Annotated in this window: 22 protein-coding genes; 14 read left to right on the top strand and 8 right to left on the bottom strand. The window is 63.0% G+C overall.

Annotated features, from left to right (window positions below; genetic code table 11):
- Window positions 1–11: 11 nt before the first annotated feature.
- The 3 genes from NKI52_RS21810 to NKI52_RS21800 all read left to right on the top strand — a co-directional run bounded on the left by NKI52_RS21810 (window position 12) and on the right by NKI52_RS21800 (window position 2,033).
- The gene (locus tag NKI52_RS21810; protein ID WP_031194462.1) at window positions 12–845 is read left to right on the top strand and encodes an ABC transporter permease; all 834 of its coding nucleotides are present in this window, start codon (window positions 12–14) and stop codon (window positions 843–845) included.
- A gap of 4 nt (window positions 846–849) precedes the next feature.
- Window positions 850–1,656 (top strand): ABC transporter permease, encoded by an 807-nt coding sequence (locus NKI52_RS21805; RefSeq protein ID WP_352569115.1) that lies wholly within the window; start codon window positions 850–852, stop codon window positions 1,654–1,656.
- Window positions 1,657–1,745: 89 nt separating this feature from the next.
- Window positions 1,746–2,033 carry a DUF982 domain-containing protein gene (locus NKI52_RS21800; RefSeq protein WP_031211945.1) on the top strand — a complete coding sequence of 96 codons (288 nt, stop codon included), beginning with the start codon at window positions 1,746–1,748 and terminating at the stop codon, window positions 2,031–2,033.
- 42 nt (window positions 2,034–2,075) lie between these two features.
- On the opposite strand, the gene NKI52_RS21795 is transcribed toward NKI52_RS21800, so the two are convergent.
- The 4 genes from NKI52_RS21795 to NKI52_RS21780 form a co-directional block, all read right to left on the bottom strand.
- Window positions 2,076–2,384 carry a HigA family addiction module antitoxin gene (locus NKI52_RS21795; protein WP_023677265.1) on the bottom strand — a complete coding sequence of 103 codons (309 nt, stop codon included), beginning with the start codon at window positions 2,382–2,384 and terminating at the stop codon, window positions 2,076–2,078.
- 25 nt (window positions 2,385–2,409) lie between these two features.
- Window positions 2,410–2,688, bottom strand: coding sequence for a type II toxin-antitoxin system RelE/ParE family toxin (locus NKI52_RS21790; RefSeq protein WP_023677264.1), 279 nt, complete (start codon window positions 2,686–2,688; stop codon window positions 2,410–2,412).
- Between the two features lie 152 nt (window positions 2,689–2,840).
- Window positions 2,841–3,899: a glycosyltransferase family 2 protein gene (locus tag NKI52_RS21785; protein ID WP_023677263.1), complete on the bottom strand. Its 1,059-nt coding sequence runs from the start codon at window positions 3,897–3,899 to the stop codon at window positions 2,841–2,843.
- Between the two features lie 470 nt (window positions 3,900–4,369).
- Window positions 4,370–5,701 carry a dicarboxylate/amino acid:cation symporter gene (locus tag NKI52_RS21780; protein ID WP_031211944.1) on the bottom strand — a complete coding sequence of 444 codons (1,332 nt, stop codon included), beginning with the start codon at window positions 5,699–5,701 and terminating at the stop codon, window positions 4,370–4,372.
- 238 nt (window positions 5,702–5,939) lie between these two features.
- Between NKI52_RS21780 and NKI52_RS21775 the strand changes: the two genes are divergently transcribed.
- Entirely contained in the window at window positions 5,940–7,799 is a 1,860-nt protein-coding gene (locus NKI52_RS21775; RefSeq protein ID WP_352699483.1) for a sensor histidine kinase, read from the top strand.
- 6 nt (window positions 7,800–7,805) lie between these two features.
- Entirely contained in the window at window positions 7,806–9,161 is a 1,356-nt protein-coding gene (locus tag NKI52_RS21770; protein ID WP_352569113.1) for a sigma-54-dependent transcriptional regulator, read from the top strand.
- 30 nt (window positions 9,162–9,191) lie between these two features.
- Here NKI52_RS21770 and NKI52_RS21765 read toward each other — a convergent pair whose 3' ends face one another.
- Window positions 9,192–9,935 (bottom strand): 2OG-Fe(II) oxygenase, encoded by a 744-nt coding sequence (locus tag NKI52_RS21765; RefSeq protein WP_352699481.1) that lies wholly within the window; start codon window positions 9,933–9,935, stop codon window positions 9,192–9,194.
- A gap of 37 nt (window positions 9,936–9,972) precedes the next feature.
- Here NKI52_RS21765 and NKI52_RS21760 point away from each other — a divergent pair, with 37 nt between their 5' ends.
- The 9 genes from NKI52_RS21760 to NKI52_RS21720 all read left to right on the top strand — a co-directional run bounded on the left by NKI52_RS21760 (window position 9,973) and on the right by NKI52_RS21720 (window position 19,248).
- On the top strand, window positions 9,973–11,856 hold the full coding sequence (locus tag NKI52_RS21760; protein WP_352699479.1) for a tetratricopeptide repeat protein: 1,884 nt from the start codon (window positions 9,973–9,975) through the stop codon (window positions 11,854–11,856).
- Window positions 11,857–12,033: 177 nt separating this feature from the next.
- Window positions 12,034–12,759 carry a 3-keto-5-aminohexanoate cleavage protein gene (locus NKI52_RS21755; RefSeq protein ID WP_352699478.1) on the top strand — a complete coding sequence of 242 codons (726 nt, stop codon included), beginning with the start codon at window positions 12,034–12,036 and terminating at the stop codon, window positions 12,757–12,759.
- A gap of 203 nt (window positions 12,760–12,962) precedes the next feature.
- Complete coding sequence (locus tag NKI52_RS21750) at window positions 12,963–14,009, top strand: acyltransferase family protein (protein WP_352699476.1); 1,047 nt, start codon at window positions 12,963–12,965, stop codon at window positions 14,007–14,009.
- A 384-nt stretch (window positions 14,010–14,393) separates the two neighbouring features.
- Complete coding sequence (locus tag NKI52_RS21745; protein WP_023677254.1) at window positions 14,394–14,897, top strand: Lrp/AsnC family transcriptional regulator; 504 nt, start codon at window positions 14,394–14,396, stop codon at window positions 14,895–14,897.
- Window positions 14,894–16,057 (top strand): saccharopine dehydrogenase family protein, encoded by a 1,164-nt coding sequence (locus NKI52_RS21740; protein ID WP_352699474.1) that lies wholly within the window; start codon window positions 14,894–14,896, stop codon window positions 16,055–16,057. The genes NKI52_RS21745 and NKI52_RS21740 overlap by 4 nt, the downstream gene beginning before the upstream one ends.
- Window positions 16,058–16,167: 110 nt before the next feature.
- A complete protein-coding gene (locus NKI52_RS21735; RefSeq protein ID WP_352587204.1) occupies window positions 16,168–16,956 on the top strand; it encodes an ABC transporter substrate-binding protein in 789 nt (262 codons plus the stop codon).
- A 191-nt stretch (window positions 16,957–17,147) separates the two neighbouring features.
- Window positions 17,148–17,819 carry an amino acid ABC transporter permease gene (locus NKI52_RS21730; RefSeq protein WP_023720609.1) on the top strand — a complete coding sequence of 224 codons (672 nt, stop codon included), beginning with the start codon at window positions 17,148–17,150 and terminating at the stop codon, window positions 17,817–17,819.
- Complete coding sequence (locus NKI52_RS21725) at window positions 17,816–18,490, top strand: amino acid ABC transporter permease (RefSeq protein WP_352699472.1); 675 nt, start codon at window positions 17,816–17,818, stop codon at window positions 18,488–18,490. The genes NKI52_RS21730 and NKI52_RS21725 overlap by 4 nt, the downstream gene beginning before the upstream one ends.
- A gap of 29 nt (window positions 18,491–18,519) precedes the next feature.
- The gene (locus tag NKI52_RS21720) at window positions 18,520–19,248 is read left to right on the top strand and encodes an amino acid ABC transporter ATP-binding protein (protein ID WP_352744094.1); all 729 of its coding nucleotides are present in this window, start codon (window positions 18,520–18,522) and stop codon (window positions 19,246–19,248) included.
- 637 nt (window positions 19,249–19,885) lie between these two features.
- Here the strand turns inward: NKI52_RS21720 and NKI52_RS21715 are convergent.
- The 3 genes from NKI52_RS21715 to NKI52_RS21705 form a co-directional block, all read right to left on the bottom strand.
- A complete protein-coding gene (locus NKI52_RS21715; RefSeq protein ID WP_352699470.1) occupies window positions 19,886–20,338 on the bottom strand; it encodes a nuclear transport factor 2 family protein in 453 nt (150 codons plus the stop codon).
- 14 nt (window positions 20,339–20,352) lie between these two features.
- Window positions 20,353–21,039 (bottom strand): hypothetical protein, encoded by a 687-nt coding sequence (locus NKI52_RS21710; RefSeq protein ID WP_352569100.1) that lies wholly within the window; start codon window positions 21,037–21,039, stop codon window positions 20,353–20,355.
- Window positions 21,040–21,148: 109 nt separating this feature from the next.
- Entirely contained in the window at window positions 21,149–23,053 is a 1,905-nt protein-coding gene (locus tag NKI52_RS21705; RefSeq protein WP_352699468.1) for a LuxR C-terminal-related transcriptional regulator, read from the bottom strand.
- Window positions 23,054–23,090: the final 37 nt, after the last annotated feature.

Here is a 23,090-nt window from a genome sequence, read left to right as displayed (position 1 = left end):
GGGATAACCGGATGAGAGCATACCTCTCCGACAGGATGGGCGCGGCGCTGTTGATGGCGCCGCTGCTCCTCTTTCTTGTGCTGGCTTACGCCTGGCCATTCCTTGGCGTGGTTAAATGGAGCTTCACCCTGCCCACGCCGGGGCTGGGGCAGTACAATGCGCTGCTCACGGATCAGTTGGTGCAGTCGGTCTTCATCCGCACGCTGCGTATCGCCGCGATCGTGACGATCGTTTCGGTTGCCGCCGCCTACGCCATCACCGTTGTCTGGGTACGCGGCACGCCGGTGCAGCGCGTCGTGGCCGAGTTCTGCATCCTGGTGCCGTTCTGGATCTCGGTGCTGACGCGCGCCTTCGGCTGGGTGGCGCTTTTGTCCAATCGCGGCCTGATCAACACCTGGCTGCAGGCGGTCGGCTTCATCTCGGAGCCGCTGGCGCTGGTGCGCAACGAGTTCGGCGTTATCGTCGGCATGACGCATTTCCTCATCCCCTTCGCGGTGTTTCCACTGGCCTCTTCGATGCGAAGCCTCGACGACCGTGTGCTGCTGGCGGCGCGCGGCCTCGGCTCCAGCCGCATGCGCACCTTCTGGTCGGTATTCGTGCCGATGACCCGCTCCGGCATCATCGGCTCGGCGCTGATCGTCTTCGTCTTTTCGCTCGGCTTCTTCGTCACGCCGGCGATTCTCGGCGGCGGCCGCAGCGTGATGATCGCCGAGCTGATCTATCTCCGCATCTTCCAGAGCCCAGACTGGGGCCTGGGCGCGGCGATCAGCGTGGTGCTGGTGTTATTCGTCGGCGCGCTGATGGCGCTGCTTTTCCGCTATATCAGGCCGAAGCAGTTGGTGTAGCGCGATGCCGACCTACCGCCCCGGTCCCGTCTCGCTGATCCTCGCCGCCCTGGTCGCGCTATTCCTGCTGTTGCCGCTGCTCGCCGTCATCCCGGTATCGCTGACGCCGAGCCGCATGCTGGCGATGCCGTCGGGCGAACTGTCGCTGCGCCATTACCAGGCGCTGATCGAGGATCCGCGCTGGATCAATTCGATCCTGCTCTCGATCAGGATCGGCATAGTCAGCAGCGCCTTTTCCACGGTGCTGGCACTGTGCTTCAGCCTCGGCGTCTGGATGTTCCAGCCGCGCTTCACCGCCGCTCTCGTCGGCTTCGTGCTGCTGCCAATGGTGGTGCCGCCGGTGGTCTCGGCAATCACGCTCTATTTCCTGCTGACCTCGATCTCGGGGTTCTCGTCGTTCTTCGGCTATGACACCTGGCTGGGTGTCGCCATGGCGCATGCGGTGATGACGGTGCCCTTCGCCACGGTGCTGATCCTGGTGTCGCTTAGCCAGCTCGACCGCCGCATCGACCTCGCAGCCCGCGGCCTCGGCGCGACCGTGTGGGAGCGCGCCACCCGCATCATCATGCCCAACATCAAGTTCGGCATCGTCACCGCAGCACTGCTGTCCTTCGTGCTGTCCTGGGAAGAGATCGGCGTCACCCTGTTCATCACCTCGGTCAACGCCATCACGCTGCCGCGGCTAATGTGGATGGGCCTGCGCGACAACATCGACCCGGCGATCGCAGCGCTCTCGGTGATCCTGATCGTCATCACCGTGCTGGTGCTTGTGGCGCGAAGCGTCGTGGTCAGGCTGCGCGCGGCGCAGTAGACGCCGCCTCACGCCGTGGTGACTGGCGCGAATGAAACCTTGGGCTACGATTTTCGTTATAGATGGTTCAACAGGTCGAAGGCCCCGCCATGAACCAAGGATGGTTTGCCAAGCCGGTTGCGGTTGCGGTCGGCATCGTGGGAGATATCCGCAACATTTCCAACGCACGGCAGGCTGTCGCGTTGCTGGAAGCCCACTGGCGTGACACCGGCAGCGCCAAACACGGGGTGGCACTGCGCACATGCCGCCGCGCCATGAGCGACGACCGCTGGACCGAAGCCGCCAGGAACGCATTCGTCGAGGCCGCGCGGGAGGCGCATGTCCTGGTCGAGCGCGCCGTCGAACCGGAGAACCGGTCCAGGCAGGCAGGACCGTGATCGATTTTTGAGAGCTCGGTGGTTCGGCGGATTTATTGCATCTCAGGCAGCATGCAACCTTGGAACGGCGCTGACGTCGACCTCGCGCTCCGCATGCCAGGCATCATAGGCAGCCTGCATCCTGAGCCAGATCGCGGCGCCGTCGCCGAACATCTTTCCAAGACGGGCAGCGACAGCCGGCGACACCGGCTTCTTTTCGCGGATGATGTCATAAAGCTGCTGGCGCGAGATTCCGAGCAGATTGGCGATTTCCACCTTGGTCTTTCCGGTTGCCGGGATAATGTCGTCGAGTAGCGCCCCAGGGTGGGATGGGCAGCGCTCCATCGGACGCATCGGCTCATACACGCTCATAATCGATTCTCCAATCTAAGCCGTCTCAATGGTACTGTTCGAAATCGACGCGGGCAGCATCATTGGCGTCGAATTCGAATGTGATGCACCACGGCCCGTTGACATGCACCGTGTAGCGGGTCGGGTTAAAGCCCTCCAAAGCGTGGAAGTCGAAGCCGGGCAGGTCCATGTCATCAGGCCTTTCCGAGACTTCCAAGCGGTCAAGACGGACAAGGATGCGCTTATGCATCTTGGCGTCTATCTTTCCGGTCTTTCCGGTTTGAAAGAGGTCCGCCAGCGCCTTGTGCTTGAACGACTTGATCATGCAACATGTAAGCATATTGCTGACGCGGGTCAAGCAGGTGTAAGCAAATGATTTACAGAATGGTCCAGCCAATCGGAGGCAATAGCTACGCCCGCTGGATGCTGAGCCGGGCCAGCCGAATACCTGGCGGACCTATGTCACGGCATTATCCGCTATCCCATGGCGTGGCGAATAGTCTTGGACAGGCGGCTCAAAAATGCCGGCCTCGACGATGCGTCGAGCTTCCACGACAGCACTGCCGTCGCCATTTTCCGCGGCAACAGCCCGACCGACAGGAACCAGGCGGCAAGGATGGCGCGCCGCCGCAAGGATGCGGTCATTTCGAGGCTGGCGACGGCGCCGGCCGCCCCGAGCGCCAGCCGGGAATCATCGGCCACGGGGTGTCGGCCGCTGTCGGCGCAGAGCGACGCCAGCCGCTCTTCCAGGTGGACCGGATCGTGGCGGACAGCATCCGACGGCACGATGGTCAGGCCGATCCCCGAGGCCTGGTCCGACAGCGCCTGCATGCGGCGGAAATCGTGGGTTACCCGCCAGCGTGCCCGCTCGGCGAGCTTTTCACCGAAGACTGAATGGTTGGCGCCGTGGATCCGGTAGGCGCCGAGGCATTCGTCGATCGATTGGACATGCCCGTACATCGGCGCCAGCGTTGCCAGATAGCCGTCGGCGCCCTGGCGGAATTCCGGCTCCGGTATCGGCATGATCGATTCGAGCGTTGCGCGGTCAAAGGCCAGCCCGCTGGTCACTGTCGTCTGATAGCGGCCCTTGTGCAGGAGTTTCGGCATGACGTCACCGCTGTCGAAAGGCAATTCGGGCGGCGGAAAGACATCCTTGATGCGTTGCCCCTCGTCGACGATATGCAGTCTGGACTGGACCTGAGCGGTTGCCTCGTCCCAGGTTTCGACAATGGTGGAGACGGCGGTTGGATAAAGATAATCGTCGGCGTCGAGGAACAGGACGATCTTGCCCGAGCTCGCCGCGAAGCCGGTGTTGAACGCCGCCGCGTGTCCGCCATTTTGCGCCCGCGGGCATGCGAGGATCTCGTCGCGATAGGATTCCATGATTGTCGTGGAATTGTCCTGCGATGCATCGTCGACGACGACGACTTCGACATCCGCGTAGTCCTGCTCGAGGGCGCTGTCGATGCTGCGTTTGAGGAACCGCGCATAGTTGTAGTTCGGGATGATGATGGATACCGGAATGACAGGCTGCATCGCGTTTGACCTCGCATCTTGCTTTGGTTCGGCAAAGGCCCTCATGGGCCTGCCCCTCTTCAAGTGCCCCTCTTCAGGCGCGACGAGTTCCCCTCAGAAAAGCTTGCGCTTTCCACCAGGAGACGGGTCACGTTTCGCTTGCGACTTCGCAGTGAGGCCGCCATTGCCTTCGAGGGCTGCCGCCATAGTCAGAACGCGGTCGGCAGCAAAAGCTCCGACGGTTCGGCAAGGATGATGTTGCAAACCGAGCCCGACGGAAATGTCTCGCCTCGCGATCAGGTCGGGAGCGAAGCGGACGGTGCCATGAAGGCACGGCGGATACTGGCCTGCAAATGCGGCTGGAACAAGCCCCGCATCGAAAATAGCGCCACTTCAGGTTGCGTTTCAGGCGGCATGCCGCGACCGCCGCCGCTGTTGCCCCGAAGCCGGCGAACCGCCTCCGGGGCCTTGTGGTCATGTGGCCTAGACGGTCAGGCGGCCTGCAAACCCGGCAGCGACAGGTCGACTTCCTCCGGCAAGTCGCCGGCCATGGCGGCGGCAAACTTCGTCTGGTCGAGTTCTCCCTCCCAGCGTGCCACCACCACTGTCGCCACCGCATTGCCGATGAAGTTGGTCAGCGCCCGGCATTCCGACATGAAGCGGTCGACGCCGAGGATCAGCGCCATGCCGGCGACCGGCACGGTGGGGACGACCGAAAGCGTCGCCGCCAGGGTGATGAAGCCGGCGCCGGTGATGCCGGCGGCCCCCTTGGAGCTCAGCATGGCGACGGCGAGCAGCAGGATCTGGTCGCCGTAGGTGAGCGGCGTGTCGGTCGCCTGCGCGATGAACAGCGCCGCCAGCGTCATATAGATGTTGGTGCCGTCCAGATTGAAGGAATAGCCGGTCGGGATGACCAGGCCGACCACCGAGCGGTTGCAGCCGGCGCGCTCCATCTTGGCCATGAGGCCCGGCAATGCCGCTTCCGAGGACGAGGTGCCAAGCACCAGCAGCAGCTCTTCCTTGATGTAGCGGATCAGCGCCAGGATCGAGAAGCCGTTGTAGCGGGCAACCGCGCCGAGCACCACCAGCACGAACAGCAGCGCGGTCAAGTAGAACGTGCCGATCAGCATGGCGAGATTGGCGATCGAGCCGATGCCGTATTTGCCGATCGTGAAGGCCATGGCGCCAAACGCGCCGATCGGTGCGGCCTTCATCAGGATGGCGACGAGGCGGAAGATCGGCGTGGTCAGCGCCTGCAGGAAATCGACAACCGGACGGCCGCGATCGCCGACCAACGCCAGGGCGACGCCGAACAGCACCGAGAAGAACAGCACCTGCAAAATGTCGCCCTGCGCGAAGGCGCCGGTGATGGTGTCAGGGATGATGTTCATCAGGAACCCGACGATGGTTGTGTCGTGCGCCTTCTCGGCATACGCCGCCACCTTGGCGGTATCGAGCGTCGCTGGATTGATGTGCATGCCGGCGCCGGGCTGGACGACATTGGAGACGACCAGGCCGACGACCAGCGCCAGCGTCGAGAACACCAGGAAATAGATCATCGCCTTGCCGGCGACGCGGCCGACCTTCTGCAGGTCGGAAACACCGGCGATGCCGGTCGCCACGGTCAGGAAGATCACCGGCGCGATCACCATCTTCACCAGCTTGATGAAGGCGTCGCCGAACGGCTTCATCGCCTCGCCGGTTTCGGGATAGAAATGGCCGAGCAGCACGCCGGCGGCGATCGCCGCGAGCACCTGCACATAAAGATGCCGGTATAAGGGAAGTTTGCCGCGCGGCTCGGCGGCAGCGATTGCTGTCTGCATGACGTCCTCCATGGCGCCCCGATCGAAAGCTCGACTCCCCGGGGCAGTTGTTTTGAGACCAGCAGCCTCGCGACTGCTGAATTCGTGTTTGCAACAGCCGTGCCAGATACGCAGAAGAGTGCTTCAGCATTGATTTTATTGAGCATTCGCAAACGTCCGCACTGCCGGACGCATGGTCAAGTGCGACTCTCCGCATAGGTCGAATTGTGTTTTGTGCGAGTTCATGCACAAATGGGCGATGCTGCAACGCCCCGCCGGTGCCTTGTCTTCGACGCCCGAGCAACTCGCCAGGCGGGCGCGCCGAGCCTGGCTGCTGTTTGCGGCCGTCGCCCTGCTGATCGTCACCGCAGCGCTCTACGGCGCCGGCCTCTACGGCCGCACCGCCGAGGTCGAGACCCTGGCGGCGCAGGGGCGTACCGACGCCAATCTGAAGGTCGCGCTGCTGCGCGCCGTGCTCGAAAGCCCGCGTGCCCTGCCCCTGCTATTGTCCGCAGACCAGCAAGTGCGTGACGCGCTGACGCAGAAAAATGCCGCGGCAATCGATGTGCTGAACCGCAAGCTCGAGGGGCTGGTCTCCGGCACCAAGGCGTCGGTACTCTATGTCGTCGGCACCGATGGACTGGCGATCGCCTCCAGCAACTGGCGCGAGCCGATCAGCTTCGTCGGCAATGACTACCGTTTCCGCGATTATTTCTCCGGCGCGATGCAGGCTGGAACCGCCGAGTATTTTGCGCTCGGCAATGTCAGCAAGCGCCCTGGCCTCTACATTTCGCGGCGCGTCGGCGACACAGACGCACCGCTCGGCGTCGTCGTCGTCAAGATGGAGTTCGACCAGCTCGAAGCCGACTGGCGCGAGGCAAACCGCCCGGCCTATGTCAGCGACGAGAATGGCGTCGTGCTGATCACCAGCGTGCCGTCCTGGCGTTTCATGACAACCGCACCGCTGGCCGCACCTAAGCAAGCCGCGATCCGCGACAGCCAACAGTTCGGCGACGCGCCGCTTGTGCCGTTGCCGATCAAGCACCCGCGGGCGCTCAGCCCGGATGTGTCGATCGTCCACGCGGTGACACCCGGCGGCAGCGACGCGGAGTATCTCAGCCTTTCCACGACGGTTCCTTCGACCCCCTGGCGGCTCGACTATCTTGTCCCGGTCGAAGCGCCGATCGCCGCCGCCGTCCGCGAAATGCGGCTTCTTGCGCTCGGCGTCGTCGTCCCGCTGCTCGGCCTTGCCGCGTATCTGTTGTGGCGCCGGCAGTCGGCGCAGATGCGGATTGCCGCTGAACAGGCGGCCCGCACCGAACTCGAACGCCGCGTCGTCGAACGCACCGAGGATCTAAGCCAAGCCCGCGACCGGTTGCAGGCCGAGATCACCGGCCACCGCAACACGGAGGCAAAACTCCAGGTGGTGCAGCAGGATCTGGTCCAGGCCAACCGCCTCGCCATCCTCGGCCAGGTCGCGGCCGGTGTCGCCCATGAGATCAACCAGCCGGTCGCCACCATACGCGCCTATGCCGACAATGCCCGCACCTTCCTCGACCGCAAGCAGACCGGGCCGGCCGAGGAAAACCTCGGCGCTATCGCAGCCCTTACCGAACGCATCGGCTCAATCACCGAGGAGTTGAAGGCATTTGCCCGCAAGGGCCGCACCGCCGCCGAGCCTGTCGAATTGCGCGGCGTCGTCGAGGGCGCCGTCATGCTGTTGAGAAGCCGCTTTGCCGGCCGGCTCGACGCATTGGCCATCGACCTGCCGCCGCCGAGCCTCAAGGTCATGGGCAATCGGGTGCGGCTAGAACAGGTGCTGATCAACCTCTTCCAGAACGCGCTCGAAGCACTCGACGGCCGCGACGACGCTCATGTGCAGGTGTCGGTCGAGGAGACCGCGGACGGCGTGACGGTCGGCGTGTCCGATAACGGACCCGGCATTCCACCCGCGATCCTCAAATCGCTGTTCACGCCATTCAACACCTCCAAGGAAAAAGGCCTTGGCCTTGGCCTCGTCATCTCGAAGGACATCGTCGCCGATTATGGCGGCCGCATCGAGGTCTCAAGCGACGACAGCGGCACCCGCTTCACCATTCATCTCCAGACAGCAGCGTAAGCCATCATGACGAACGATAATGCCGCGCCGGTGATCCTGATCGACGACGACCGCGATCTCCTCAAGGCCACCGTGCAGACGCTGGAGCTTGCCGGCTTCTCGGTCTCCGCCTTTGCGGTGGCGGCCGAGGCGCTGGCCGGGCTCGACGCCGGTTTTACCGGCGTCGTGGTGTCGGATATCCGCATGCCTCAGATCGACGGCTTGCAGCTTTTCAATCGCATCCTGCGGCTGGATGCCGACATTCCCGTCATCCTCGTCACCGGCCACGGCGACATCGCCATGGCCGTCAAGGCGATCAAGGACGGCGCCTACGACTTCATCACAAAGCCCTTCGCCGCCGACCGGCTGGTACAGAGCGTGCGCCGCGCAGCGGAAAAGCGCCGCCTGGTGATGGAGAACCGCGCCTTGCGCGAGGCGGCCGGAGAGGCGCAGGACGGCCTGCCGCTGATCGGCCAGACGCCGGCGATGGACAGGCTGCGCCGCACACTACGCCAGATCGCCGACACCGACGTCGATGTGCTGGTGACCGGCGAGACCGGCTCTGGCAAGGAGGTGGTGGCAAGCCTTCTGCATCGCTGGAGCCGCCGCGCGAAGGGCAATTTCGTCGCGCTGAATTGCGGCACGCTGCCGGAGACCGTCATCGAGAGCGAGTTGTTCGGCCATGAGGCCGGCGCCTTCACCGGCGCGCAGAAGAAACGGATCGGCCGCATCGAGCACGCCAGCGGCGGCACACTGTTCCTCGACGAGATCGAAAGCATGCCGGTCTCGACACAGGTGCAGATGCTGCGCGTGCTGGAGATGCGCGAGGTCACCCCGCTCGGCACCAACGAGGTGCGGCCGGTGGATCTGCGCGTCGTCGCCGCCGCCAAGGTCGATCTCGGCGATCCGCGCCAGCGCGGCGCCTTCCGCGAGGACCTCTACTACCGGCTCAACGTGGTGACGATCTCGATCCCGCCACTGCGCGAACGCCGCGACGACGTCGCCCTGCTGTTCTTCTACTTCGCCGAGCGCGCCGCCGCCCGTTTCCACCGCCAGGTGCCGGCAGTGCCGGCTTCGGTGCATCGCCATCTGAGCGACCATGACTGGCCGGGCAATGTGCGCGAACTGGCGCATTTCGCCGAGCGGTTCGTGCTTGGGTTGGAGGAAGGCGCCGAAGCACAACCCCCTGCCCTGACCGAATCGAACGCCGCCATGAAGCTGCCGGAGCGGCTGGAGCGCTACGAGGCCGACATCATCCGCGAGACGCTTGGCAGCAACGACGGCGACGTCAGGCGCACGATCGAAGCGTTGGGGATTCCGCGCAAGACCTTCTACGACAAGCTCCAGCGCCACGGCATCGTGCGCAGCGATTTTTCCCGGTAATCGCCGCCGGGCCTCGACCGAGCGGCTCGGCTATTTGGCGTCGTGGAAGATGATGCCGACAGTGTGGCGCATGCCGGAGCGAAGCCGGCTGACGCCGTGCCTGAGATTGACGCGGTAATTGCCCTTGCTGCCCTGGACCGGTCGATTGTGGACCGCGAAAGCGACCGCATCGCCCTGGCGCAGCGGCACCACCTCGGCGCGGCTCTGCATGCGCGGACGCTGCTCGGTCAGCACGAACTCGCCGCCGGTGAAATCCTTACCTGGTTCCGACAACAGGATCGCCACCTGCAGCGGGAAGGCAAGATCGCCGTAGAGATCCTGGTGCAGGCAGTTGAAGTCGCCGGGAACATATTGCAGCAGGAGCGGCGTCGGCCGCGTCTGGCCCTGCTCGTGGCATTGCTCGAGGAACGCGGCGTGTTCGTCGGGATAGCGCTGCGCAATACCCATGCGCTCGTTCCAGTCGTTGGCGACCGCGGCCAGGCGCGGATAGAGCGCGGTGCGCAAGCCGCCGATCAAGTCGGGCAAGGGATAGCGGAAATAGCGGTACTCGCCTTTGCCGAAGCCATGCCGCGCCATATGGACATGGCTGCGGAAATGGCTCTCGTCCGAATAAAGTTCGGCAATCTGCCGGCACTCCTGCGGCGTCAGCAGCTTTTCCATCACCGCGCAGCCATAGCCGCTCAGCTCATCGGCCAGCTTCCGCCAGTCATATCCGGCAACGCGCACCTCCGCCGATTTCACCGCCGCTTTCGCGCCTATCGAATGGATGGTCATGGCTTCGCCTCCTGTGGCTTCTCTGTCATTGAGATGGGTGAAACGGCGCGCGCGGACCACCCGTTTCTTGCCGGGTGAACTCGTTAGCGATTGTCTCGGGGATTTCGTTGAATACAATGCAGCGGGGCTTGCCGCGATGGGGGGTGATTTGATCGGACGGGTTCGACAAAGGGACGGGGCAGTCCGGCAATTCCTCGTTTGCCTCGTCGTCATGCTGGTCTCGGCGCTCCCGGCCTTGTCCGCCAGCAGCGACTGCGTCAGCGACGATGAGGTCGATCCGGCGGTGCGGATTCCCGCCTGCACGCGCATGATCGAGGATGCGACAGAGCCCGTCGAAAACCGCGGTATTGCCTATTTTAAGCGCGGCAATGCCCTGACGGAACGAGGCGACTATGACCGCGCGATCGCCGACTACAGCGCGTTCATCGGCATCGCACCGACCGTCGCCAGCGGCTACTACAACCGGGGCATCAGCTGGGTCTTCAAGGGCGGCTACGACAAGGGCATCGCCGATCTGGACAAGGCGATCAGCCTGGACCCGAAATATGGCGATGCCTACTACAACCGCGGCGTCGCGTGGACCTTCAAGGGCGAGGACGACCGGGCTTTGGCCGACTATGACAGGGCAATCAGCCTCAATCCGGGAGACGGCAGAAATTACCACAATCGCGGGCTGATCTGGTCACGCAAAGGCGACGACGACCGCGCGATAGCCGACTTCGATCGGGCCATCAGGCTCAACCCGAACGACGCCGGTTCCCTGAATGGCCGAGCCGATGCGTTGACCGGCAGGGGCGAAGAGGAGCGCGCGCTGGCCGACTATGACAAGGTGATCAGCCTCGATCCGAAAAACGCGCATGCCTACTACCGGCGCGGCAACGCCCGGCTGATGGCCGGCGATTTTGACGGCGCCATCGCCGACTACAACCAAGTCATCAGCCTCGATCCGAACGATGAGAGCATCTGGTTCAACAGAGGGGTGGCCTGGTCAGGCAAGAGCGACAATGACCACGCCATCGCCGACTACGACAAAGCGATCAGCCTCGATCCGAAAGACCCCAAAGCGTACTTCAATCGAGGTATCGCCTGGGCTAGCAAGGGAGACAATGATCGCGCCATCGCCGACTACGACCAGGTAATCAAGCTCGACCCGAAACAAGCCCTCGCATATAATAATCGGGGCTTGGCCTGGGTGGCAAAGGGGAACGATATTCGCGCCTTCGCGGACTACAGTCGCGCAATCGATATCGACCCAACACTTGCCATCGCCTACAGCAACCGAGGCTTTCTCTGGAACAAGCGAGGTGAGTACGATCGGGCCATCGCCGAATACGACCGGGCGATTGGTCTCGATCCGAAAAATGCAAGAATTTACCACAACCGTGGCATTGCCTGGATGGGAAAGGCCGGCGATGGTCGCGCCATTGCTGACTTCGATCAGGCGATCCTGCTCGATCCGAATTATCCGTACAGCTACTCAAACAGGGGTGTTCTTTATTTCTATTCCGGCTCGCTGGCCAAGGCGCAGGCTGACTTTGAAAAGGCGGCCGCTCTCGAGCCCGACTACGCCTATTTTGCCATGTGGCTGGATATTGTTGAGCGACGCAACGGCGCGGCGAGCCATTTGCGGGAGGCAGCTTCCAAGCTCGACATGACGAAGTGGCCAGCGCCTGTGGTTCGAATGCTGCTTGGCGAAAAGACGCCCACCGCGACATTGAACGACGCCGATGACCCGGACCCAGCCAAGAAACACGGCAAGTTTTGCGAGATCGGTTTCTACGGCGCGGAACTCAGCCGGCTCAAAGGGCAACGCGATCAGGCCCTATGGCTTTACAGGCATACCATCAGCCATTGTCCAAAGAATTTTATCGAATACCGTGCCGCCAACGCTGCGTTACGCGAGTTGGGTGTTTCGCCGTAACTCTGCCCGACGGATGTTCGTTTGCTAAGAAGACTGATCCGAACACGATAGAGGTGCATTCTGCCAGACTGATCCAAGCCGGCCGGCGTCCATATGTCAGGAGCCTTCGCCAGCGCGATTCCGGTTTTCACTGGCCCGCGCTAGACTGGCAGCAACCGTAACCGGACTGCCCCCGGCATGATCGTCCAGACCTGCATCAATGGCGCGCGCAGCGCCGATTTCCACCCGCGACTGCCGCTTGATCCCGAAGCCATGGCGCGCGACGGTGCCACCTGCGTCGCCGCCGGTGCCGCCGAACTGCATGTTCATGCCCGCGGGCTGGACGGTCGCGAAAGCCTGGCTCCGGCGGCGATGGATCGGACGGTGCTGGCGCTCCGCCGCGCCTGCCCTGGAACGCTGATCGGCGTGTCGACAGGGGCCTGGATCGAGAATGACGATGCGCGCACGCTGGCCGCGATCGCCGCTTGGAGCGAACTGCCCGACTATGCCTCGGTCAATCTCAGCGAAGACGCCGCGCCCGCTATCATGGAGCGTCTGCGCCAGCGCGGCATTGGCATCGAGGCGGGGCTTGCCTCCGTCGCCGACGCCGAACGCCTGGTGAGCCTCGACCATGGCAAACGCGTGCTGCGGATCCTGATCGAAATCTCCGAGCAGGAGCCGGACGCTGCGCTGGAGATCAGCGACGATATCGCTGCCGTGCTCGACGGCGCCGGAATGCGCCGGGCAATCCTGCTGCACGGCGCCGACGCCACGGTCTGGCCTTTCGTGCACCGGGCGGCGGAACGCCGTTGGTCGACGCGCGTCGGACTGGAAGACGGCAAGGAGCTCCCTGATGGAACAGTAGCATCTAGTAACGCTGCGCTGACAGCGGCAGCCGTCGCTATCTTCGAGTCCAGCCGTTAGCGCGGGAACGGCCAATCTCCTCTTCACTGGGGAGATGCCAAGTTTGGCAACGAGGCAGGCCAAAGTCGGCCGAGCATAAGTGTGGCGGCACGCTATATCAATAAAACTTATCTAAAACTTTACGTGTTAATTAAACCAACAATTAATCGGCACATCAACGATCACGTATGTTAATGCTCTCCTGCACCGGGGACCATTTTTTGATGAACATCATTCCACAGAATGATCACGCTGCGCCGCGTCGGATTCAACAGTATACATCGATACAGGTACTGCGGGGGCTGGCAGCTCTCATGGTTGTTATCTATCATCTTCCGGCCGCGCTGGGCATGCTCGATCTGCGTATTCCCGTTCTAAACAGCGGCGTCGACCTGTTTTTCGTCATTAGTGGTTTTGTAATGGTTCTCTCGACAGAGAACAGACGCGCCGACCACCGTGCTTTTTTGATGCAGCGCTTCACGCGCGTCGTTCCGTTCTATTGGGTTATGACCTTCCTTATGGTCGCCGCACTTTGGTTGTTTGCCGGTCGTGCAGTGTTTCTTGAGCAGATAACCAATAGCCTGCTTTTCATAGCCTATCTCGATACGGTCACAGGCTATGTCCAACCGGTGCTTGGCGTGGGTTGGACGCTCAATCTGGAAATCCTGTTTTACATTCTGTTCGCGGCGACTATGCGTTTCGGCACGCTGACGCAAATGGCCATGGTCGGCGTTGTCTTTGCAACCGCCGTAGCGGCGCGCATCGTCTTCAAACCCGCCGCCGACACTGTGCTGTTTTTCTATACCACGCCAATCCTGTTTGAGTTCCTTGCCGGCATGGCGCTCGGCCACCTGGTCGGCAGACTGGCGCGTTTGCCTACCGTCCTGGGTGTCTCGGCGCTCGTGTTCGCCATCGTGTCCATGCTGGTGATGGTACTTGGCTTCAACTTGCCGCGAACCCTTGCTCAGGGAATCCCGGCCTTGATCCTTGTCGCCGGTTGCATCAGCCTGGAAAGCTACTTCCGGCTTTTTGCTCCTCGCCTGCTGGCAAGGTTGGGCGATGCCTCCTACTCTCTCTATCTGACGCATCCTATCGTGCTGCTTGCGACCGCTCCTGTCGTTGCAAGCGCCAATCTGTCACCATGGCTTGCAGGCGCGGTTATTGTCACCGCCTGCATTGCCGTCTGCCTGGCCAGCTACAGTTTTATTGAAAAGCCGCTTTTGGCCATATTGCGGATGAGCCGTTCCGCCCATCAGGTGAAGGCACAATGAGTTGCGGCTGCGCCCCCACCAACTTGGTCGGCGTGCTATGGAGGTGCGTTGCACCTCTTGCGCACCCTCGAATACAGCGCGTCCCGAACGGCGCTGTCCCGCCAGCCTCAAACCGGCGGCGCTGAACCTCCAAAGGTATCCTGAACACAAAAAAACCGCCTCGGCGGGCGGGTCGTCGGTGTGAATCAGCACCATACCCAAATTAGTAGCATAGCTGCCGGCACAAAGCAAGAACAAAATGTGGCGACATCGACGAAACTGCCGATAGGCACAGCGGCACGGCGGATGACATGGCTCTTGCCGTTGTTAAAAATCTCTCATAAGGTATTTTCATATAAGAAAGAAAATACGATCGTTTCTTTCCATTTATGAAAGCCTGAGCGTTTGCGGGAACATCTCGATCAGACCGACCGGCGACTGGTCAAGCTGCTGTCGCAAGATGCGCAGCTTGGCGTCAACCGCCTCGCCGAGAAGATGGCGATCTCGGTGCCGACGGTGCGCATGCGGCTGCGCAACCTGCTCGACCGCAACCTGCTCAAGATCGTCGGGCTGCTCAACCTGACCGAACGCCCCGAACTGATCTCGGCGATCGTCGGCATCAATGCGCAAGGGCGCGGCCGGGCACGAGAACTGGCGCAGCGCATCTCCGAACTGCCTTTCGTGAACTCGGCCGCCGTCGTCACCGGGCGCTTCGACATCATCGTCGACGTGACCGTGGCCGGCGATGTCGCCGATCTCTACCGCGTCACCAGCGAGTTGATCCCCGGCGCCGGCGAGCCGGGCGAGGTCGTGCGCAGCGAAACCTTCGTCGTCATGGCGTCCTGCAACAAATGGGTCAGCCTGCCGGAAGGCTGCTGGTCGGACGAGACGCGGAAGGAAATGGCATGAAGATCGCGGTTCTCGGCGGCCTCGGCCTGCAAGGCCGGGCGGCGATCGCCGACCTCGTTGCCAGCGACGGCGTCGAGCAAGTGGTCTGCCTCGACACCGCAACCGACGGCGCTGCGCGACTTGGCGGCCTGACCGACCTTGCCCGGGTGCGTTTCGTCGTGCCGGAGGGCGCGATCGGCCCAGCATTGGCCGATGTGATGAAGGACGTCGACGCGGTCATCGACCTGTTGCCGCAACCGCTGATGCGCGAGGCGGTGCAGGCGGCGATCGCCACGCGCACGCCGCTGGTCACCACCAATTACGGCAAGGCCATCGGCGACCTCGCGCCCGAGGCCGAAAAGGCCGGCGTTTCGATCGTGACCGAATGCGGGCTCGACCCCGGCATCGACCTTGTGCTCTACGCGCGCGCCGCAAGCCAGTTCGACACCATCACCGCGATCGATTCCTACTGCGGCGGCATTCCCGAGCCGAAAGCGGTGGTCGAGCCGCTGCGCTACAAGGTGAGCTGGAATTTCGACATGGTTCTGGCCAGCCAGAATCGCGACAGCGTGCTGGTCGAGGACGGCAAGCGGGTCGATGTGCCGGCCGCCCGCCAGCACGACAATCGTTTCATCCACGAGATCGAGGTGGCGGGGCTGGGCAGGCTGGAAGCCTTCCCCAATGGCGACGCGCCGCATTATGCCGGCATGCTCGCCGCCGCCAAGGGACTGCAGCGCTCCGGCCGCTATTCGCTGCGCTGGCCCGGCTGGTCGGCGTTCTGGGCGCCGCTGAAGCAGCTCGGCTTCCTGTCCGAGGACAAGGTGCCCGGCACCGGCGTCAGCCCACGCGAATTCCTCGGCCGGCTGCTTGGCCCGCAACTGCAATATGGCGCGGACGAAAAGGACCTTTGCGTCATGCGCAACGTCTTTGTCGGCAGCGAAGGCGGCCGCCGCAAGACGGTGACCTCAGAGCTGGTCATCGAGCGCGACCTCGCCTCCGGCCTGTTCGGCATGAGCCTTGGCGTCGGCTATCCCGCCAGCATCGTGGCGCAGATGCTGGCACGGCGCGAGATCGCCGCGCCCGGCCTGCTCAACCCGCTGCTGCATGTGCCGGATGGCCGCTTCCTCGATGAGCTGGCCAAGCGCGGCATCAATGTCGCCGAAACGGTGAGCTGGGATTGAAGATTTTCGAACGGTGGTTGCCGCCGGCAACGGCGCCGCCGCTCAAAAGGCACCCCAAGGGGGTGAAACGACAAGTGGAACAACAAACGACAACAAGGAGGAATGCCCAAATGAACATTGCCAAGCTTTTCATCGCCGGACTTGCGCTCGCCGGCCTTACCGCTGCCGCCAGTGCGGGAACGCTCGACGAGATTACCAAGCGCGGTGAGTTGCGCGTTGCGGTGCAGACGCAAGGCCCGCCCTTCTCGCTGGTGGGTGCCGCCGGCGAACGCACCGGCAGTTCGGTCGAACTCGCCGAACTGATGGCCAAGGAAATGGGCGTCAAGATCACCTTCCTCGACTTCGACTGGGACGGCCTGATCCCGGCGCTGCTGTCGGGCAAGGCCGATCTTCTGGTCGCCGACATGACCCCGACACTGGCGCGTGGAATGAAGGTCGCCTTCACCAAGCCTTACATGTACACGGGCAGCACAGTCTTCACCAAGGCTGGGACCGCCTTCAAGTCCACCGAGGACTGCAAGGCCAAGGGCACCAAGATCGCGGTGCTACTCGGCGCCACCGGCGAGAAGGAAGCCAAGGCCGCCTTCCCCGATGCCGATATCAAGAGCTACAAGGGCGGCGGCCCGCTGCTGCTCGACGCCGTCAACAACGGCCAGGCCGATTGCGGCGTCAACGACGTCTCGGCGGTCAAGGGCCAGTCAACCGCTTACCCGGCCGGCAGCTTCATCATCATGCCGGACATGCTGTCGAAGGAGCCGCTGGCCTTCGCCACGCGCTATGACGAGCAGGACCTGCTGGTCTGGATGAACCTGTTCCTCGACCAGGTCAGCCTCGACGGCCGCCTGCAGAAGAACCTCGATTACTGGGTGAATTCCGACGCCTGGAAGAAGGATCACTGAGTAGAGTGAATGGTGAATGGTGAATGGTGAATAGTGAGTAGGGAATAGGGAGCAGAGAAGAGCTACTCGCTACTCGCTACTCGCTACTCGCTACTCGCGTACGCCTTACTCACTACTCACTACTCACTACTCACTACTCACTATTCACTATTCACTATTCACCATTCACTATTCACATTCACCGCCCCACCATGCTCGAAAACTTCAGCTTCCGCACCATCGTCGAATATCTGCCCCTGTTCGGGCAGGGCCTCGTCACGACCGTGTGGCTGTCTGTCCTCTCCTTTGCCGGCGCGCTCGCCGTCGGCATCGTGCTCGCCGCCATGAACCTGCAGCGCGGCCGGCTGTTCCGCGTCCCGGCCAAGGCCTATATCGACGCGGTGCGCGCCACGCCGCTGCTGGCGCAGCTTTATTTCCTCTATTTCGGCCTGCCGCGGCTCGGCTTCGTCCTGCCCGAGCTCGTCGTCGGCATCTTAGCCCTGTCGCTGAACAGCGGCGCCTACGTCGCCGAGATCATCCGCGCCGGCATCCTGTCGATCCCGCGCGGCCAGGTGGAGGCCGGCGTCGCTTCGGGCATGACCTATGTCCAGCGCATGCGCCTCGTCATCCTGCCGCAGGCGTTCAAGGTGACGATCCCGCCGCTGCTCGGCCAGGCGATCGTGCTGGTCAAGGATTCCGCCCTACTGTCGCTGATCTCGGTCGCCGAATTGACGCGCGCCGGACAATTGCTCGCCTCCGACCGCTTCATGCCGGCCGAGGGTTTCATCACCATCGCCGCCTTCTACCTGCTGCTCTATTACGGGCTGAAGGGTCTGGCGGCGCTCTCCGGGCGCTGGCTCGGCCTGGCGGGGGCACGGACATGATCTGGCAGCAGCTGCAAAGCGTCGCCGGCAGCTATCCCCTGGCGCTGCGCGGCCTCGGCATGACCGTGGTGCTGTCGCTGATCAGCCTGGTGCTGGGCACGCTGCTCGGCTTCGGCCTCGGCATCCTGCGCACCGGCGGCAACCGGCTGATCAGCGGCGCGATCGGTGCCTGGGTCGACCTGATCCGCGGCACGCCGTTCCTGGTGCAGATCTTCCTGATCTTCTTCATCCTGCCGGAACTCGGCATCGAGCTCGACGCCTTCACCGCCGGCATCATCGCGCTGACCAACCTGGCCGCCTGCTTCATCTGCGAGATCGTCGTCGCCGGCATCCGCTCGGTGCCGACCGGCCAGGTCGAGGCAGCACTTGCGTCCGGCCTGTCGCGCTGGCAGCGCATGCGCCAGGTGGTGCTGCCGCAGGCGATGCGCATCGTGCTGCCGCCGCTGGTCGGGCAATGTGTGCTGCTGATCAAGGATTCCTCGGTCGTCTCGGCCATCGGCCTCACCGACCTCACCCGCGTCGGCTGGCTGGTGGTGCAGCGTGTACCCAATGGGCTGCTGGTCTTCTTCCTCGTCGGGCTCGGTTACTTCATCGTCTGCTACCCCCTGATCATGCTGGCCCGCCGGCTGGAGCAACGTATCGGCGCGGCGCATGGCGAGGTGCAATTGTGATGTCGAACCCCAGCAAAAATGGCACCGGCATGATCGAATTTCGCGGCGTCAACAAATGGTTCGGCCAGCTCAACGTGCTCAGGGATATCACGCTGAGCGTCGAGCCTCGCGAAGTGGTCGTCGTCTGCGGCCCGAGCGGCTCGGGCAAGAGCACCTTGATCCGCTGCATCAATGGGCTGGAGACGATCCGCGACGGCGACCTGACGGTCGACGGCCAGCGCCTCGGCGACCCCGCCACCAACATGACGCGGCTGCGCACCGAGATCGGCTTCGTCTTCCAGTCGTTCAACCTCTACCCGCACAAGACGGCGCTCGAGAACGTCACCCTGGCGCCGATCCATGTCCGCAAGATCCCGCGCGCTGAAGCCGAGAAGGCCGGGCGCGAATTGCTCGCCAAGGTCGGCCTCGCCGACAAGGTGAACGCCTATCCGGCGCAGCTGTCTGGTGGCCAGCAGCAGCGCGTGGCGATCGCCCGCTGCCTCGGCATGCGCCCCAAGATCATGCTGTTCGACGAGCCGACCTCGGCCCTCGATCCCGAGATGATCTCCGAAGTGCTCGACGTCATGGTCGCGGTGGCCGAGGAAGGCATGACCATGATGGTGGTGACGCACGAAATGGGCTTTGCCCGCAAGGTCGCCCAGCGCGTTGTGTTCATGGACGCCGGCGCCATTGTCGAGAGCGGCACCCCGGACGAGTTCTTCTCCAACCCGAAGACCGACCGCAGCCGCGCCTTCCTGAGCAAGATCCTGCGGCATTAGGGCTAACAACTCAATTAGCTGACTGCCGGCTGCGACCGAGATGAGTGGAAATCGACCTTAGGACTCGCGCACCGTGACCTTGGTCACAGCTCTGTCGCCACGCTCAATCTTAATGCGCTTGTCACTCGGGATAGGCGGTGGAGCTACGTTAGCAATCTTTCCATCCTCTAACCGATCCGCAGTCAAAAGCTCTTCCCCTTTCGCCGTCTTTAGGCGCTCTAATTGATTGATTACAATCCTGACATGCCGGCCTCCCAAACGAAAAAATCGGACAAGAATATTGTTAATAGCGAGCAGGCAGGCGGAAGAAGCAACTTGCGAATTAGAGAAAGCGCATCACGCTTTCAATATAGCGGCCGAGTCCCTGGCCCTCAATATCAACTAACGGACGTGGTTTACACAGCATGCCGAGAGGTCTGCAGAGGGTTCAACTCGGTCGTTCAGAATGATTGGGTTTTGACCTAAAACGTCAGCCGGCCGTGGCCGGCGTCTTCAGCCAAACGTCGCCAGAGGGTCGGCGCTGATCTCGACCCAGCCGACGGGCTGAAAGAAGCACAGTTCCGGCTCGATGGCGCCGGCAGAGCCGATGGTCCCGCCAGCGCAATTCCTTTCTCTGCCCGTTTCGGACCGACGCTTCTCAGAACGCGAAATCCGCGGACTGAACGACATCGGCTGGGAGCCAAGTTTCATGAACTTGCAAGATCTCGGGCCCCCGGCTGTAGCCGCGATCGCGGACCACCATCGTCGTGACCCGGCCATTGTTCGGTTGATCGGAGTCCTTCGCGTCGCGTTGCCATTCGTGGTAGTTCACGACCGCCAGGTCGGCGCTTTGATGGCTGATCCGGATGTCGCGTATCTTGATACGGAAGGCCGGATTCGATCCGTAGATGCTCTTCATGTAACCTGCGAAGTCTTTTTTCCCGAACGCCCTGCCGCCTGGCATGATGGCGACCAGATCTTCGCTGATCCGGTCGAGCGCGTTCTTCTTGAACGTCGCACCGTCGCCACGGCATCGGCCCGTCACCCAGTCGGTGAAGAATTCGTGGACGTCGTGGATCGTCGCTTCGATTTCCTTCGTTTGAAGGGACATTTTTTCCTCCTGTCTTACGATGATGCTGGATCAGGCGCTTTGCGCTGTGGCTTGCCCGACCGGAGGCTCCTTGAGGACAGCCCGTACCACGCGAGCCACAGGCACATGAGAAGCGAGGAAATCAGCCAGATCGGACCTCCGATGCCGATCCCGAGCTGCTCACCGAGTGTCCACCCGGTTGCCGAAAGGATACCGAACGCCGAGCCGACGATCGCGGCCCATCGGGGCAGTATCCCGACGTCATCGCGGGCGTCGTGATACGCGACAAGCGCTGTCGCCAGGGCGAGCGCCCAGAATCCGTTACCCATGCCGCCGGAAAACGCCCACCAGGTCATGAAGGCGCTGGTGTCACCCCGGTCCGCCGCGACCGCGACCACCGATGCCTCGGCGACTGCGGTGGAGAACGTGGTCAGGGCGCCGAGAGCCATCACCATCCAGGCAGAACTCAGCATCGGCGAATGCCGGACCCGGGGGTTGAGCGCCAGGTTCAGGAACGAAGCGCCGGCGATCAGGAACAGCGCCGCTGCCGCCGTCCAATGGACCGTAGCCCATCGCCCATGGCCCTCGGCGATATTCTGCATCTGAACAGACAAATCCGCGTCCGGTGGCCCGTGAAAGACGAGCGCAGCCGCCAGCAGCAGCGTTCCGGTGGCGAGCCAGACACCGCCCGGCCCGCTCATGTTGTTATTATTCGTTTGCATCGGGAAAACCTCCTGCGGCCTTTACCACGCCATGAGGTTTAGACCCGCGCCACGGTTGCCCGCTTCGGCGTAAGTACCCACGCAACGAGAAATTTTGGCTTGGGTAGGATTACCCAAACACGTCCATGCCGATCAGGGCGTGCTCGACCGCATAGGCCGTGGCTGCCGCGCGCGTGCGCACGTTCAGCCGCGTCAGGATATCGCTAACGTGACGGTCTACCGTCCGCTGGCTCAGACCGAGCTCGCCGGCAACTTCCGGGTTGGTCAGGCCTGACGCGATCAGGCGCAGAACCTGCGTCTGTCTGGGGGTGAGAACTTCGCTGCCTATCGCCGTCATGGTGACCCGCAGCTTGCCGGCAACGGCCTCGTCGGGGCGCGCGCCGAGCTCGCGGAAAAGTCTTATCGCTTCGTCCAGTTCGGTCCGCGCCGCTTCAGTATCGCCGGTTGCGAGACAGGCCCGCGCTGTCAGCACTCGCATCCGGGCAAGATGATAGGGCGCCCGAAGCTCCCAGAGGATCGCTACCGCGCGCCGGATATGGGCCAATGCCTCCGCGGCTCGACCAGCATGGATCAGCACCCGCGCGGTAGCCTCGGCGGCTGCGGCGCGGACTGCATCCGCGGAATATTGGCGCGCGCAGTCGTGCAGTGTTTCGCACAGCTCCCAAGCGTCATCGGCCGAACCGACAGCGAGAGTGATTTCCACCGCAGCCGGCAAGAGGCGGAGTTTGCCCGGCATGTCGTCGACGGACTGCAGTGCGCGGCGGATCGCCGAAAGGGCCGGCTGCTCGTGCCCCTGCTGCAATCGCATAAGCGCCAGCCCCGGCTGCGGATCGAACCCGAGCCTGCTCGCTGCGCGATAGGCGGCATCGGCCTCGTCCCATTGGCCGCGGAGGCGAAATACCTCGCCCTTCTGGTAGAATGCCGGACCCGCGTGGTGCTTCGAGGGCCCCTGCTGAAGGCGGATGCTGGCGACACCGGCCTCGCGGCCGGCCTCGTCCCAGTGGCCGTCGAGGATCAGGATTTCGGCTCGGTGGATCAGGCATCTGCCGGTGAAGGCAACGATGTCGGGCTGTCCCGCGCACCATCCGACCAGCGCCGATGTCCATTCCCTCGCACGACCCGTGGCATGAAATTTCTGACAGATCTCGATCACGCTACAGTAGACCAGCCCGGTAACGATCGGTGAGAGCCGGCCCGAGGTGACCGAAACCATCGCCTCGTCCAGCAGTTCGAAGCCGCGCACATAGTCGCCGCGCAGGATCAATATCCGGCCCTGAAGATGGCGCGCGATAGCCAAGAGGTCCGGATCTTCGCAGCGCTGTCCGATCTCCGCGGCACGTGTTGCGTGCGCGAATGCTTCGTCCGGACTGTCGGCGGCGAGGCGTTGTTCGACCATTGGGAGCTGAAGGTAACCGTGTTCTGCACATTCCTGCGTATGGTCCTCGACCAGCCGGTTGGCGCGGGTCAGCCATCCGCTGCCTTGGGCGAATTCACCGCGAAACATCAGGGTGAGCCCGATCCAGAAGCCGCAACGCGCTGCGGATCGTTCGCGTCCGTTCCGGAGATGCTCTTCGAAGGCCCTCTCGTAGTCCCGAACGAATTCCTCCTCGCGCCCAAGCATGTAGGCGGCTTCCCCGAGGCGCTGGAGCTCGGCGCCGTCAAGTTCACTGCAGCGGTCTCTGTCTGACAGTTCGCGGTGAAGCCTGGACCAATCGCCGCGATTGGCTAGCTCCGCATACGGATCCGATGCAACTGCACCGTCTTCCGGCAACTTGTCGGGTGATCGGTCGGAGGGCGCGGGCATAGTCTCAGAATAGCACATATCTTGCCGAGGAGGTGGCGCCAGATTACCGATGTGACAGAAGTTGGTTTCGGGCTCAATCGAGCCGTTCATCGCGTCCGCCGCCGAGGACCGGGAAGGGTGGAATGCTGCCATTCGTCTCGTCGACGGGAACGAGTAGGTAGCGCCAATATCGCGACATTCATGGCGCTTCTCAAAGCTCCCCTCGCGCAACGGCTCGATCGACCCATTTCTGCCGTTCCAGCATCGG

This window comes from Mesorhizobium sp. M0590 (assembly GCF_040320905.1).
Taxonomy (GTDB): domain Bacteria; phylum Pseudomonadota; class Alphaproteobacteria; order Rhizobiales; family Rhizobiaceae; genus Mesorhizobium.
The sequence above is the reverse complement of the archived record's forward strand: the minus strand, read 5'-3'. Positions and strand labels throughout refer to the sequence as shown.

What these genes read in the sequence shown, in the direction of transcription:
- NKI52_RS21810 (WP_031194462.1), top strand. Translation starts at nt 12, where the DNA reads ATGAGAGCATACCTCTCCGACAGGATGGGCGCGGCGCTGTTGATGGCG.
- NKI52_RS21805 (WP_352569115.1), top strand. Translation starts at nt 850, where the DNA reads ATGCCGACCTACCGCCCCGGTCCCGTCTCGCTGATCCTCGCCGCCCTG.
- NKI52_RS21800 (WP_031211945.1), top strand. Translation starts at nt 1,746, where the DNA reads ATGAACCAAGGATGGTTTGCCAAGCCGGTTGCGGTTGCGGTCGGCATC.
- NKI52_RS21795 (WP_023677265.1), bottom strand. Translation starts at nt 2,384, where the DNA reads ATGAGCGTGTATGAGCCGATGCGTCCGATGGAGCGCTGCCCATCCCAC.
- NKI52_RS21790 (WP_023677264.1), bottom strand. Translation starts at nt 2,688, where the DNA reads ATGATCAAGTCGTTCAAGCACAAGGCGCTGGCGGACCTCTTTCAAACC.
- NKI52_RS21785 (WP_023677263.1), bottom strand. Translation starts at nt 3,899, where the DNA reads ATGCAGCCTGTCATTCCGGTATCCATCATCATCCCGAACTACAACTAT.
- NKI52_RS21780 (WP_031211944.1), bottom strand. Translation starts at nt 5,701, where the DNA reads ATGCAGACAGCAATCGCTGCCGCCGAGCCGCGCGGCAAACTTCCCTTA.
- NKI52_RS21775 (WP_352699483.1), top strand. Translation starts at nt 5,940, where the DNA reads ATGCTGCAACGCCCCGCCGGTGCCTTGTCTTCGACGCCCGAGCAACTC.
- NKI52_RS21770 (WP_352569113.1), top strand. Translation starts at nt 7,806, where the DNA reads ATGACGAACGATAATGCCGCGCCGGTGATCCTGATCGACGACGACCGC.
- NKI52_RS21765 (WP_352699481.1), bottom strand. Translation starts at nt 9,935, where the DNA reads ATGACCATCCATTCGATAGGCGCGAAAGCGGCGGTGAAATCGGCGGAG.
- NKI52_RS21755 (WP_352699478.1), top strand. Translation starts at nt 12,034, where the DNA reads ATGATCGTCCAGACCTGCATCAATGGCGCGCGCAGCGCCGATTTCCAC.
- NKI52_RS21750 (WP_352699476.1), top strand. Translation starts at nt 12,963, where the DNA reads ATGAACATCATTCCACAGAATGATCACGCTGCGCCGCGTCGGATTCAA.
- NKI52_RS21740 (WP_352699474.1), top strand. Translation starts at nt 14,894, where the DNA reads ATGAAGATCGCGGTTCTCGGCGGCCTCGGCCTGCAAGGCCGGGCGGCG.
- NKI52_RS21735 (WP_352587204.1), top strand. Translation starts at nt 16,168, where the DNA reads ATGAACATTGCCAAGCTTTTCATCGCCGGACTTGCGCTCGCCGGCCTT.
- NKI52_RS21730 (WP_023720609.1), top strand. Translation starts at nt 17,148, where the DNA reads ATGCTCGAAAACTTCAGCTTCCGCACCATCGTCGAATATCTGCCCCTG.
- NKI52_RS21725 (WP_352699472.1), top strand. Translation starts at nt 17,816, where the DNA reads ATGATCTGGCAGCAGCTGCAAAGCGTCGCCGGCAGCTATCCCCTGGCG.
- NKI52_RS21720 (WP_352744094.1), top strand. Translation starts at nt 18,520, where the DNA reads ATGATCGAATTTCGCGGCGTCAACAAATGGTTCGGCCAGCTCAACGTG.
- NKI52_RS21715 (WP_352699470.1), bottom strand. Translation starts at nt 20,338, where the DNA reads ATGTCCCTTCAAACGAAGGAAATCGAAGCGACGATCCACGACGTCCAC.
- NKI52_RS21710 (WP_352569100.1), bottom strand. Translation starts at nt 21,039, where the DNA reads ATGCAAACGAATAATAACAACATGAGCGGGCCGGGCGGTGTCTGGCTC.